Origin of the sequence: Blautia massiliensis (ex Durand et al. 2017), from assembly GCF_051861785.1 — a bacterium.
GTDB lineage: Bacteria > Bacillota > Clostridia > Lachnospirales > Lachnospiraceae > Blautia_A > Blautia_A luti_A.
Genome location: NZ_CP146725.1, coordinates 541,905 through 555,687 on the forward strand (window position 1 = coordinate 541,905; position 13,783 = coordinate 555,687).

Genomic DNA, 13,783 nt, shown 5'->3' on the forward strand with positions numbered 1-13,783 from the left:
ATATAATACGACACTTATCTATATTTTTCGCTTTCTTCTGAAAATTTGTTTTATACATATTAGATACTAATTTGAATTTTTAATCATATTTTACAGGTTGTTTTTATTTAATATCTATTATTTTATTTAAAATCCCTCGAATTGTGTTAAAAATACACATATTGTTATAAAAAAAACAAAGGCTTTGCCCCATTACGGGCAAAGCCTTTCGATCATTTTATATGTCGTTTTATTTTGTAAGGACCATAAGGATATCGTTGCTTCTCTTTACAAATTTTGTCATTTCTTCAGGAGAAAGCTGTTTATGGCTCATCATTGCAAGATCATACAGCTGTTCACAGATCACCGGAACATACTCTGATCCCTGATTTTCTGCTATAAATCTTACAAGAGGATGATTTGCGTTCAGTACAAGTACTTCCTGACCACCGAACATATTCGGATCCATTCCGTACATATTGTACATTTTCATCATATCCTGCATACGGCGGCTCTCCTCAGGAAGAGTGATCATCGCTGCAGTTCCCTCATTTTTCAGCTTCTCTACTTTTACTTCAAGTTTATCCTTGCCAAGATTCTTACGGAACACCTCAGTAAGTGTCTTGACTGTTGTTTCATCCGCTTCTCCGTCTTCACGAAGCTCTTCTGTCAGATCTGCATCAATTCTCTTGAACTGGATCGTCTGATCCTGCTGTTCAAGATGGGAAATAAACTGTGAATCGATCACATGCTTCAGCAGTACAGCATCTTTACCCGCTTCACGGAACATATTAATGTACTGGCTCTGCTGTACCTCATCGGTCACATAATAGATCACCGTTTTTTCCGGTTCCTCATTCTGGGCTCCTTCAGAAGCTTTCTCCTCTGTCTTCTCCTCTTCAGCTGCTTTTGTTTCTTCTTTTTTATTTTCCTCAATGCAGTCTTTCAGGGTAAGATATTTGCCATCCAGATTCTTAAAGAGGATATAATCGTTCATCTTCTCACCAAATTTCGCATCCTTGATGCATCCAAATTTGATAAACGGGCTGATATCATCCCAGTACTTCTCATAAGACTCTCTGTCTGTCTTGCACATTCCGGTGAGCTTATCTGCTACTTTCTTGGTGATATATTCAGAAATCTTTTTCACAAAACCATCATTCTGCAGTGCAGAACGGGAAACATTCAGTGGAAGATCCGGGCAGTCGATCACACCTTTCAGAAGAAGAAGGAATTCCGGGATCACCTCTTTGATGTTATCTGCAATAAATACCTGATTATTATAAAGCTTGATGGTTCCCTCAATGGAATCATACTCTGTCCTGATCTTCGGGAAATACAGGATACCCTTCAGATTGAACGGATAGTCCATGTTCAGATGGATCCAGAACAGCGGCTCCTTGTAATCCATAAATACCTTACGGTAAAATTCTTTATACTCTTCATCCGTGCACTCATTTGGGCGTTTCATCCAGAGCGGCTGTGTATCGCTTAAAGATACCGGCCGTTTATTGATCTTTACTTTATCTTTGGCAGGAGAAACTTCCACAACTTCTTTCTCGCCTTTATCATTCTCCTTTTCCTCTGTCTTGGCATCCTCATGGATATGCTCAACTACCACATCATCTTCACGGAGATCTGTCTCATCGATGGTTTCATACTCCTGTTCAGCATTTGCTTTGGAAAGATAGATATTTACCGGCATGAAAGAACAGTATTTCTCAATAACCTCTCTCATACGATATTCATTGGCAAACTCCAGGCTTTCCTCATTGAGGAAAAGAGTGATCTCTGTTCCCGGTTCTGTTTTGTTTCCGTCTGCCATCTCATACTCCGTACCACCGTCACAGGTCCAATGTACCGGTGTGGAACCCTCCTTGTAAGAGAGAGTATCAATATGAACTTCATCTGCAACCATAAATGCAGAATAAAATCCAAGTCCGAAATGACCGATCATCTGATCATCCGTTGTTTTATCCTTATATTTCTCAAGAAACTCTGTGGCACCGGAAAAAGCGATCTGTGTGATATATTCCTCTACTTCATCTGCTGTCATACCAATACCGTTATCGATAAACTTCAAAGTTTTCTGATCCGGATCAACGATAACATTTACAGCCGGTTTGTAACCTTCCGGGAATGTATAATCTCCCATAACTTCCAGCTTTCTCAGTTTGGTGATCGCATCGCATCCGTTGGAGATCATCTCTCTTACAAAAATATCATGGTCGGAATATAACCATTTCTTGATAATCGGAAAAATATTTTCACTGTTGATTGATAAACTGCCATGTTTTGCTGACATATATGTCACTCTCCTTTGGTTTTTATTTTTATTTCTGATGTTCCGACAGAGCCGGAAACCTGTTGTTTTTTTCAATAAATATATACTAATACGACTTTTTACAAAAGTCAAGAAAAATTTAGCACTCATCATTGCAGAGTGCTAGCAGCAACATACAAAACGGATCTCTATGTGCAAAAAAATCCCTCCGTACATTTTTTTACGGAGGGTGCTGTAAAACTATCTTCTACATTCTGTTCTTATTTTTTCTTTCTACGATATACAAGGATTCCTCCAATACATACCACAGCCACGATCAAAATGATCACAAATGTCATGATCGGTGTACTGTCTCCCGTCTGCACTGCAGATTTCTGATTTGTCTGTGTCACTGCCGGACTCGGAGTCGCAGTAAGAACTGCTGCCTGTGATACCGTAAAAGTAACCGCACTTTCTGACTGTGTACCGGTATCCTTCCAGCTGGAGCCGTCATATTTCTGCTGTCCAAAGGTAACTTTCAGAGTATATTTTCCCGGCTTGCTGACACGGAATGTTGCAGTATAAGGCTCTCCATCCCAGGTACGGGTCTCTGTGATCTTCCAGCTCTTCGGCTGATATCTGGTATCTCCCTTACGCGGGTTTGTATTATCCATCCCTGCACCAGCTGCTGTAAAGGTGATCTTTGTATTGGTATCATACTTGCCATTGGAATCAATTCCTGTGATCTTATTATCCGATGCAGCGGCTTCCTTGCCCTGATATCCGTTTACTGTAATACTTACTGCGATCACTGTACTGATCTTGTTGGGATTCTTAACCCCCTCCGGAAGAATGACAGTACCTTTTACATTAAATATCTGACGTTCTGCAGAAGACGGATCATAGGAAGATCCCTTAACATCCCATTTAACAGATGCCTTCTGCTCTCCCTTTGTTGTAGTGATCTTTACTGTTCCCGGAAGCTTCAGGGCTTTCTGGGTTTTCTGGGTTCCATTGGGAAGATCTTTGATATCGGATGGCTTTTTGATACCTGTAAGGTTATTCGCCTTCTTACTGTTATCTGTTTTTTTCTTTGTAACGCTGAAATGGACATTTACATAAGCTTCCACATTTGCATCATTGGCGATCACAATGTCTTCCAGATATTCCCCCTGTGAAAGTCCGCTGACCGGCTGTACACTAAAGGTTGCATTATCTCCTGCTTCCAGCTCTGTGGCGGAAAGTGTACCAATTGTATATGCATTTGATGAAGGCTGTTTCAGAACGATCTTTGTATTTCCGGTGTTGGTAACTGTAACTTTCTTCGCATCAGGAAGTTCCTTATAGCCTTCTTCTTTGGTTCCAAACTCCAGACTGTCTGTTACCGAAAGGCCGGGATTGGGTTCCGGTTCCGGCTCCGAAACTGTAAATTCCAGCCGGACTTCAGCCAGTGTGTTTCCGGTATTCTGATCTGTCACAGAAATCGTACCGCTGTGATCTCCGGCCTGAAGACCGGTCTTGGGCTGTACGGTAAAGGTTGCCGCCTTATCTCCGGGATTGAGCACTTCCGCAGAAGGCTCTCCCACCTCATAATCCTCCGGAGCAGAAAGCTGGATCCGGATAGCCTCTGTACCTGTATTCTCTACGGTTACAGACTGTGCATCCGGCGCGGTCTCATAGCCCTGTTCCAGTGTTCCAAAAGACAGAGGACCTTCCGGTTTCACTGTTGCAGTAACTGTTTTTGGTGTTTCTGTCTTTACCATAACCGAAGCCGTCACTGTAGCAGATGCTTCCGTGCTTTCATCAGAAGCAAATACAAGTTCTTCCACGTATGGATCATCTTTTGCAGAGAGTCCAAGCTTAGGCTGTACGGTAAAGGTCTGCTCTCCTCCCTGCGCCAACTGGATATTTCCGCTGCTCTCCACTTCACTGACCGGCGCAATATCAAAAAACTCCGACTCAGGCTGTACTAACGTCACAGCTTCTGTACCTTCATTTTTGATCGTGACTGTACTTGTTGTTTCTACCTTTTCATAACCGGCAGTCAGATCATCAAAAGGCAGTTCTGTCGGATTCGCAGTTAGCTTGTATATTTTTTCCGTTGCAGGGTCCGATGTTTCCCCGGGATCTGTCTGCCCATTATTTTTATTATCTTCGACTTTATTATTTTCCGGTTCTTTTACTGTAAAGTCCGCTTCAAAGAAGACATCGGCACCTTCTTCTGTCTGATACGTGATCAGATCTTTGTATTCTCCAGCCTTCAGACCTTCTCGTGGTTTTACCCACACAGTAACACTTTCACCACTCTTTAATGGCGCATCATTAATATCTTCAGCCATGAAATTCTCCGGGGCGATCTCTTTAAAATTAAGATCTCCGGTTCCGTTATTTTTGATAGTAACCATCTGTGCTTCCGGAATTTCCGTATATCCTTCTTCCACGGAACCAAAATCCAGAATTCCACTTCCATCTTCCGTGTATGCAGATGCCGAATATGTCGGTTTCTCATTTTTTTCGGAAGCGTCTGCTGCTGTATCTGCAGAATCCGGTGTCTCTGTCTGACTGTCTCCGGATGCATCTGTTTCATCGGTATTCTGAGACCCTGACTGTTCTCCGTTTCCGTTTACTTCTATAACAGAGTTTTCGGCAGGCTTCTGGGTATCTGCAGGTTCCTGTGCGTCCGTAGATTCCTGCACATCCGCAGACTCCGTTCCTTCTGCCGGATCTGTGGTTTTCTCAGGCTGAGCACTATCAGGCTCCTCTGACGTTCCAGCTTCTGTATCCGGCGTGTTCTCTGAAGACTCCGAAGCTGCCGAAGCTTCACTTTCCTCCGCATCCGGATCTTCTCCTGCTGCTTTGGCTTCTTCCTTTTTCTTTTCTGCCAGTGCTTTGGCTTCCTCCTCTGTTTCGGAAACCTCCTGGGTCGTCACCGTAAGCTCACCACTGACTCCCGTCTCTTCTTTTCCGGTGATCTTCAGAACGATCGGAAGACCCAGATCTTTTTCATCGATTTTATAAGTCTTGTCAGTTCCTACCTCTGTAAGAATGTCTCCGTCCTTTAATGACCAGGAAAAACTCACATTATCATCTGTGATCCCCTCCGGCTTGACCTTTGAGTAATCTGCACTTAAGGTAGACCCGATCGCAAGTGTTCCTTTGACCTTCAGCTTTCCATCAAGAGTTCCCGATGGAGCTGCAGTGGCAAATACCATAGATGGAAGCAGCGTTACCATCATAAGCACAGCCATGACGACTGCCAGCACTCTGCTTTTTTTCATATCCCATCCTCCTTTACATCATTTTATTTTCCCCACATTTCCCATTTCTACGCAGGGCTATCTTTTTGCTGATGCAAGTTTAGCATATTTAATTTTCAGAGGTGTAATCCCTGCTTTCCGTCAGCCTTCTACGATCATATATTTTCCGTCCGGGAGTTTAAATACTTCGCTTTCTTCTTCCAGCTCTTTCAGGGAAATCCCCTCCACATCTGCGCCCATTCCATCCAGATATTTTTTTACATCCTTCAGGGAATCCAGCACAACTGCCATGCAATCCTCGAGAAATTCCTCTGCCTCCTCAAAATCCTCTGCTACCGGCTCATCAAAAAGCTGACCCTGTTTTTCCAGAAATGTCTGGACATATTCTTTCTTGTACATATTAAAGTACCTCCTTTATATCTCCGCCCGCCGCGATCAGTCTGCGAATTACTGGTTCCACCTTCTCTGTCTCATAGAAAGCCGCCGCCTTTACCCCTGGCTTCGCATGCTTCATGGCAAAGCTGTATTTTACAGATTTCATCATTTCAATATCATTGTATTCATCCCCGAACGCCATGCATTCATCCGGTCCGATTCCCAAAAGTTCCTGGTATTTACGGATTCCTTTTGCTTTGTTCGTGGTAAATGGAACAAAATCCACCCACGCAAATCCGGATGTCACAACAGTACATCTGTCTTTGAACCGTTCTCTCCAGTACCGGATGGATTCCTCCGTCATTCCTTCTCTCTCATAAACTGCAACCTTCATACAAGGCTCTGTGATCTCATCAAAACTCTTTATGATCTTACACTGATTTTTTACTTCTTCGATCATCAGATGGCGATAATGTTCTGTCTTGGGCATGATATAATAAAAATCCTTTGTAGAACAGGAAAATTCCGCTCCGGGCTTTTCCCATATTGTCTGAATGATCTCTCTGACCAGTTCTTTGTCAAAGCTGTCGCAGTACAGAAGCTTCTCATTCTGGACAGCAAGCCCGCCATTTTCACTGATAAATGCCATCTCGTCCTTTACCGGCGCAAAAAGATTCCTCATATTGGCATACTGTCTGCCACTGGCTGCCACAAAGAGGATTCCCATTTTTTTCAGTTCCTTTACCAGCGGAAAGATCTCTTCCGGCAGCGTCTGTCTTCCACCGATAAGCAGCGTTCCATCCAGATCACTGGCAACCATCTTAATCATGCTGCTTCTCCTCATAAATAGTAAACAGATCACCAGGTACAGCTGCTACAATATCTGCACCGTTATTTTCAAGCTCTTCTCTGTCACGGAATCCCCATAGTGCACCAACGGTATACATTCCGGCAGCACTTCCTGTCTGCATATCTGTCTTTGTATCTCCGATATACATACATTCTTCCGGCTTTACACCGAAATCTTCTGCAATCTTCAGCGGACCATCCGGCGCCGGTTTTCTGCAGATCCCTTCCTGCTGTCCCATCACCTCATCAAACAGATCGCCATAGATCGCCTTTACCACTTTCTGCGCCGCAACATGAGGCTTATTGGAGCATACAGCCATCTTAAGGCCTGCATGTTTCAGCTTCTGAAGGGTTTCCGGCATATCTTTATATGGCACAACTTTATACAGCGGATCTTCATCAAATTTCCTGCGATAAAGTTCCCTGACTTCTTCGTAGTGTACCAGCTCCGGATCTCCTGCATCGATCAGGCATCTTCTGATCAGCATATCTGCACCCTCACCGCTGTAATAACGAAAATTATCTGCCGGCTGTGGTTTCAGGGAAAACTTTTCCATGATCTCATTCGCCACATATGCCATAGATTCCAGTGTATCCGCAATTGTTCCATCCAGATCAAATATACAAGCTTTTATCATTTTGTCTTTCATCCTCTCAGGTTCATTCCCAGTTTTTTTGTCTCATAGATCAGTCTTGCCACAGGCAGTCCCACCACGTTGTTATAATCGCCACGGATTCCCTTCACATAGGCTCCCCAGGCGCCCTGGATCCCATAGCTTCCGGCTTTGTCCATTGGGTCTTTGCTGTTTACATATTCCTTTATTTCTTCCTCTGTCACCGGATAAAAGCTCACATCTGTGCACTCATGGAAGGTATGAACTTTCCATCTCCCTTTTTCTCTTATCAGCAAAGTTACACCGGTATATACCTGATGTGTATTCCCCTGCAGCATAGCAAGCATCTCTATTGCAGCTGTCTCATCTGCCGGTTTACCTAAAATCTTACCCTCATAAGATACAACGGTATCTGCACCGATCACAACCACATCTCTCAGATCTCGGTTCTCCTCTTCCTCCAGCGCGTATGCCGTAAACATAGCTTTCTGACGGGAAAGTTCCTCCACCACTTTCGCAGGCTCTGCACTGGTGATCCGTTCTTCCCCGCTGGCAGGCTTCACTTCAAAGACGACTCCTACCTGGCTTAAAAGTTCCCGCCTCCTGGGAGATGCGGAAGCAAGCACGATTTTCTTCATGTGTAATTCCTCTCTTTCCTGTGTTATCAGTATAACCGTTTCTGTAAATGGGCGCAACCGAAATCGTTGCAGGAGCATTTTGTACTTATCCATTTATTCCTGATGACGATAAAACAAAACAAGCAGTACACCCTGATACCTGTTCACGGTGTACTGCTGTCATATATTTCGTAGTCTTTTTGACAGTTTTTATGCTTTCGGTAATTTGAAAGAGCTCTTCAGAGATACAATGCGGTTAAATACCGGTGCTCCCTCCCTGGAGTCATGGATATCTGCGCAGAAGAAACCGTTACGTACAAACTGATAGCTGTCATAACCTTTTGCTTTCAGAAGCTCCGGCTCTACATAAGCACTTGTTACTGTAAGAGAATTCGGATTTACATTAAGAGAACCATCTTCTTTATTGTAAACACCTTTTTCTTCATCTACGATATTCTCGTAAAGTCTTACCTCAACTTTACCTGCATTGGATGCTTCCACCCAGTGGATCGTTCCTTTTACCTTACGTCCGTCCGGTGCATTTCCGCCCTTGGTCTCCGGGTCATAGGTACAGTGGACTACACGGATCGTTCCGTCGTCATCTGCCTCATAACCTGTGCAGGTTACAAAATATGCATTCATAAGACGAACTTCATTTCCAATATAGAGACGTTTGTATTTCTTAGGAGGCTCTGCCATAAAATCATCACGTTCAATATAAAGTTCTCCACTGAACGGAATCTTTCTGGTTCCAAGTTCCTCATTCTCCATATTATTCGGAGCTTCAAGATACTCAACCTGTCCTTCCGGATAGTTATCGATCACGAGCTTGATCGGATCAAGAATCGCCATCATACGCGGACGTTTCAGCTTCAGGTCCTCACGGATGCAGTACTCGAGCATTGCATAATCTACAGAACTGTTCGCCTTTGAAACACCACAGAGTTCTACAAATTTACGGATAGACTCCGGTGTAAATCCACGGCGGCGAAGTGCGGCGATGGATACTAGTCTCGGATCATCCCATCCATCTACGATACCGTCCTCAACAAGCTTCTTGATATAACGTTTACCTGTAACAACGTTGGTCAGGTACAGCTTTGCAAACTCGATCTGCTTCGGTGGGTGCGGATATTCCAGTTCCTTTACCACCCAGTCATAAAGCGGTCTGTGGTCCTCAAACTCCAGAGTACAGATAGAATGTGTCACACCCTCAATGGCATCCTCGATCGGATGAGCGAAGTCGTACATCGGATAGATGCACCATTTATCTCCTGTATTGTGATGTGTCATGCGGGCTACACGGTAAATGACCGGGTCACGCATGTTCATATTCGGTGATGCCATATCGATCTTGGCACGGAGAACCTTCTCTCCATCTCCGTATTTGCCCTCACGCATCTCTTCAAAAAGCTGAAGATTCTCTTCTACAGTACGGTTTCTGTACGGGCTCTCTTTACCTGGCTCTGTAAGAGTTCCCCGGTACTCACGGATCTGGTCTGCAGTCAGGTCGCAGACAAAGGCCTTGCCTTTCTTAATAAGCTTCACTGCTGCCTCATACATCTGATCAAAATAATCAGATGCAAAGAAAAGTCTGTCTTCCCAGTCTGCACCAAGCCATTTCACGTCAGCCTTGATGGACTCTACAAATTCAGATTTCTCCTTTGTAGGGTTGGTATCATCAAAACGGAGATTGAATTTTCCCTTGTATTTCTGAGCCAGTCCATAATTTAAAAGAATGGATTTCGCATGTCCGATATGAAGATAGCCGTTAGGTTCCGGTGGGAAACGTGTATGCACGGTGTCATAAACGCCTTCTTCAAGATCTTTGTCTATAATATTTTCAATAAAGTTTTTGGAAACTGTTTCGTTCTCCATTGCTTTCCCTCCTAAATATCATCCTGATGTTTTATCTTATCATAAATCCGGAGTTTTTGAAACCCGCAAAACCTGTATTTAAACAAAAAATTGTCTGTTTTTAGACACAAAAAAAGCTGCTGACGGGAATCGAACCCGTGACCTCCGCCTTACCAAGGCGACGCTCTACCGACTGAGCCACAGCAGCTTGTTTCGCGACGTTTGTGTCGCTCACAGTTGTTTATATTATCAGATGATTGTCATATTGTCAATACATTATTTTTATTTTTTTAAAAATTCATATTTTCATGATTATAGCACAAAAAATCCTGTGTGCTGTCGCTCACAGACACAGCACGCAGGATTCTCTTTTTACTCTTCTGCTTCTGTCTCTTCTTCCGCTTCGGCCTCCGATCCATCATCTGCAGGTGTTTCCTCTTCTGCTTCTGTTGGTGCCTCTTCAGCATCCTCTGCCTCTTTGGAAACTTCTACAGTCTCAGATGCAGTCTTGTCCCAGTCCTGGAAGACTTCTTTCTCTTCTTTTTCTTCCTTCTTCTCGTCATCCTTGAAATCATCAAGATCTTCGAAATCATCCTCAAAGTCTTCTTCGCATACGGATCGTCTGGATACAAGTGCTGCGATAGCTCCTGCTGCGGCAGCGGTAAGCGCTCCTACTGCAACAAGTCCCCAATATTTATTGATCTTTGCCATAATTTGGTCTCCTTTCTTATTCTGCTCCTTATGAATATTATTTTAATACTTTTATATTCAAAAGGAAAGAGGTATTTACTCTTCTCAAAAATAGCTTTTAATTTTCCCACGGATCCTCTGCAGTGTATTATCAATGGATTTCGGTGTTTTTCCAAGAATCCGGGCAATATCCATATATCCATTTCCATCCAGATACAACTGCAGTACCCTGTTTTCCAGAGGGCTCAGGCTCTTTTTCATTTCATTTTCGAGAGCCGCCACATTTTCCCGGTCGATCAGGATCGATTCCGGATTATCATGCTCCACACAGGAATCTCTGAAGTTTTCCTCCGCCTCTCCGTCGCTTAAAGACACATAAGTGTTCAATGGCTGATGTTTCTGGCGGTTTGAACTTTTAATTGCAGTATATATCTGTCTGTCAATACATATATTTGCAAAAGACTGAAAAGACGCCTCCCTGTCTGGCTGGTAATCACGGACTGCCTTAAACAGCCCGATCATCCCCTCCTGTATCAGATCATCTGTGTCCCCACCTATCAGAAACATGGCACGGGCCTTTTTTCTGACCAGACCTTTATACTTTTCCATCAGATAATCTGCAATTGCAGATTCCCCTGCACGAAGTCTTTCGATAAGAGCTTCATCCGTCATCTCATTATATCGGCACATTTTTTCTCCGAACAGCTATGGCTGTATTTGATGTATTTATTTTGACAGTCTCTGTCTCACGATCTCAAAAGCAAGTACCCCGGCTGCTACAGAAGCGTTAAGGGAATCGATATCCCCCTTCATCGGGATCGCGGTAGTAAAATCACATTTCTCTTTTACAAGGCGGCTTACACCATTTCCTTCATTTCCGATCACAAGGCCAATAGGTCCTGTCAGATTCTGACGGTACATCACCTCTCCGTCCATATCTGCACATACGAACCAGATGCCTTTTTCTTTCAGTTCATCAATAGTCTGTCTCAGATTAGCAACCTTGGCAACCGGTGTATAATTCAGTGCGCCTGCCGACGTCTTGGCAACCGTAGCAGTCAGTCCTACTGCTCTGTGTTTGGGAATGATCACACCATGAGCACCTGCGAGATTTGCGGTACGGATGATAGCTCCCAGATTATGAGGATCCTCAATATTATCAAGAAGAATGATAAACGGAGGCTCTCCTTTATCTTCTGCTTTTTTCAGGATATCTTCCACTGTAGAATAATCATAAGCCGCAACCTGTGCGATCACACCCTGATGTGCACCTGTCTCGCTCATGGAATCCAATCGTTCCTTTGGAACAAATTTTACAATGGTATCATGTTTTCTGGCTTCTCTTGCGATGGTGCGGACCGGTCCGTCCTGACAGCCATCCAGAATAAACAGTTTATCAACACATTTACCGGAACGAAATGCCTCAAGGACCGCATTTCTTCCTTCTATCATTTCAGTCAATTTAAATTTCCTCCTTCTCAAGTCCTGCATGGACCAGCTCCAGTATCCTTGAAAAATCCTCTTTCAGGTAAAGATATCCCATCAGCGCCTCAAACCCTGTGGCACGCCGGTAATCCGCCATGGTGGCATGTTTGGCCATGGTAGCGGAATGCGCATTCCTTCCTCTTCGATATACACTTTTTTCTTCTTCTGTCAAAAGTGGTTCGAGGATCTCCATCATACCCGACTGTGCAGATGCTTTTACAAGGCTGCTGGCTTTTTTGTGGAGACGATTTACCGGACAATTCGCTTTTTTCACAAGAATAGTACGGATCACCAGCTCATAAACACCATCCCCGATATAGGCCAGCGTCAGCGGCGAATAAGTCCGAAGGTTTGCGTCTTTCAGATCAAACAGCTCTTTCAGTTTCTTTAAGCTCTCTGCCATTTCACACCTTCTCTTGTATCTTTAAGGATGATACCTTTTTTCAGGAGCTCATCTCGGATCTCATCTGCTCTCTTGAAATCCTTTGCCTTTCTTGCAGCCTGGCGCTCCTGGATCAGATCCTCGATCTCTTTGTCAAGAATCTCTTCTTTTTTCTCGATTTTCAGTCCCAGCACATCACTGAGCTTAAAAAGTTCCTCATAAAGACCACCGGCAAACTCCCTTGAACTGTTCTCGTCTACGTTTGTGTTGGCAAATTTTACAAGCTCAAAAATTGCCGCAAGTGCATCTGCAGTATTAAAATCATCATCCATGGCAGCTTCAAATTTGGTAACAAAACCTTCTGCCTCCTTGAGAAGCGCAAGCTCTTCCTCTGTAATATTCTCTGCCGCCCCATTGTCTTTACGGTCGCTGAGCTTGCCTGCCGCCTCAAGGATACGCTCCAGAGAGTTCTTTGCTGCCTCCATCAGATCTGCGCTGAAGTTCAGCGGACTTCTGTAATGTGCGTTCAGCATAAAGAAACGGAGAACCTGAAGATCATACTGTTCACCGATCTGACGAACGGTACGGAAATTTCCGAGAGATTTGGACATCTTGCGGTTGTCGATGTTCAGGAAACCATTATGCATCCAGTATCTTGCAAAAATTTTACCATTGCAGCACTCACTCTGTGCGATCTCATTCTCATGATGCGGGAAGATCAGATCCTCACCGCCTGCATGGATATCAATCTCTTCTCCGAGATATTTCTTGGACATAACAGAGCACTCAATATGCCAGCCAGGACGTCCGTCGCACCACGGTGACGGCCAGGACGGCTCGCCCTCTTTCTTTGGTTTCCAAAGCACGAAGTCTAACGGATCTTCCTTCTGATCCTCACCGGATACCTTAAGAGAACGGAATCCTGACTGGAGATCATCCAGATTCTTATGAGAAAGCTTGCCATACTCTTTGAATTTCTTTACACGGAAATAAACGGTCCCGTCAGCTGCCGGATATGCATATCCTTTATCAATAAGAGTCTGGATCATGTCGATCATGCCCTGGATCTCCTGTGTAGCCTGGGGTGCCGTTGTAGCAGGTTTTACATTCATATCTGCCATATCCTTCTTGCACTCTTTGATATAACGGGTAGAGATTTCCTCTGCGGAAACGCCCTCTTCAATGGCCTTCTTGATGATCTTGTCATCTACATCGGTAAAGTTGGATACATAATTTACTTCATATCCTTTATATTCCATATATCTGCGCACCGTATCAAAAATGATCATAGGGCGGGCATTTCCGATATGGATCAGATTGTATACCGTAGGTCCGCAGACATACATTTTTACTTTTCCTTCTTCCAGAGGTACAAATTCCTCTTTTCTGCGTGTCAGTGTGTTAAAAATCTTCAT

At 43.9% G+C, this 13,783-nt stretch carries 12 protein-coding genes and 1 tRNA gene; all 13 read right to left on the minus strand.

Annotated features, from left to right (window positions below; genetic code table 11):
• Positions 1–229: 229 nt before the first annotated feature.
• The 13 genes from htpG to cysS all read right to left on the minus strand — a co-directional run bounded on the left by htpG (position 230) and on the right by cysS (position 13,783).
• On the minus strand, positions 230–2,284 hold the full coding sequence (gene htpG / locus V9W66_RS02820; protein WP_144095874.1) for a molecular chaperone HtpG: 2,055 nt from the start codon (positions 2,282–2,284) through the stop codon (positions 230–232).
• A gap of 239 nt (positions 2,285–2,523) precedes the next feature.
• Entirely contained in the window at positions 2,524–5,520 is a 2,997-nt protein-coding gene (locus V9W66_RS02825; RefSeq protein ID WP_144095872.1) for a choice-of-anchor D domain-containing protein, read from the minus strand.
• 120 nt (positions 5,521–5,640) lie between these two features.
• Entirely contained in the window at positions 5,641–5,898 is a 258-nt protein-coding gene (locus V9W66_RS02830; RefSeq protein WP_015525887.1) for a hypothetical protein, read from the minus strand.
• 1 nt (position 5,899) lies between these two features.
• Positions 5,900–6,703: an HAD family hydrolase gene (locus tag V9W66_RS02835; RefSeq protein ID WP_144095870.1), complete on the minus strand. Its 804-nt coding sequence runs from the start codon at positions 6,701–6,703 to the stop codon at positions 5,900–5,902.
• Positions 6,696–7,361 carry an HAD family hydrolase gene (locus tag V9W66_RS02840; protein WP_144095868.1) on the minus strand — a complete coding sequence of 222 codons (666 nt, stop codon included), beginning with the start codon at positions 7,359–7,361 and terminating at the stop codon, positions 6,696–6,698. Before V9W66_RS02840 ends, V9W66_RS02835 begins: the two co-directional genes overlap by 8 nt.
• Positions 7,362–7,369: 8 nt before the next feature.
• The gene (locus tag V9W66_RS02845; RefSeq protein WP_144095866.1) at positions 7,370–7,975 is read right to left on the minus strand and encodes a Maf family protein; all 606 of its coding nucleotides are present in this window, start codon (positions 7,973–7,975) and stop codon (positions 7,370–7,372) included.
• Positions 7,976–8,164: 189 nt separating this feature from the next.
• Positions 8,165–9,832, minus strand: a complete 1,668-nt coding sequence (locus V9W66_RS02850) for a glutamine--tRNA ligase/YqeY domain fusion protein (RefSeq protein WP_144095864.1) — start codon at positions 9,830–9,832, stop codon at positions 8,165–8,167.
• Between the two features lie 114 nt (positions 9,833–9,946).
• A tRNA-Thr gene (locus V9W66_RS02855) sits at positions 9,947–10,019 on the minus strand.
• Positions 10,020–10,183: 164 nt separating this feature from the next.
• Positions 10,184–10,522 carry a hypothetical protein gene (locus V9W66_RS02860; protein ID WP_144095862.1) on the minus strand — a complete coding sequence of 113 codons (339 nt, stop codon included), beginning with the start codon at positions 10,520–10,522 and terminating at the stop codon, positions 10,184–10,186.
• Between the two features lie 84 nt (positions 10,523–10,606).
• Positions 10,607–11,191 carry an RNA polymerase sporulation sigma factor SigH gene (gene sigH / locus V9W66_RS02865; protein ID WP_144095860.1) on the minus strand — a complete coding sequence of 195 codons (585 nt, stop codon included), beginning with the start codon at positions 11,189–11,191 and terminating at the stop codon, positions 10,607–10,609.
• A 36-nt stretch (positions 11,192–11,227) separates the two neighbouring features.
• Positions 11,228–11,953 carry a 23S rRNA (guanosine(2251)-2'-O)-methyltransferase RlmB gene (gene rlmB / locus V9W66_RS02870; RefSeq protein ID WP_243121834.1) on the minus strand — a complete coding sequence of 242 codons (726 nt, stop codon included), beginning with the start codon at positions 11,951–11,953 and terminating at the stop codon, positions 11,228–11,230.
• Positions 11,954–11,963: 10 nt separating this feature from the next.
• Positions 11,964–12,389 carry a Mini-ribonuclease 3 gene (locus V9W66_RS02875; protein ID WP_144095856.1) on the minus strand — a complete coding sequence of 142 codons (426 nt, stop codon included), beginning with the start codon at positions 12,387–12,389 and terminating at the stop codon, positions 11,964–11,966.
• On the minus strand, positions 12,374–13,783 hold the full coding sequence (gene cysS, locus V9W66_RS02880; RefSeq protein WP_021650981.1) for a cysteine--tRNA ligase: 1,410 nt from the start codon (positions 13,781–13,783) through the stop codon (positions 12,374–12,376). Before cysS ends, V9W66_RS02875 begins: the two co-directional genes overlap by 16 nt.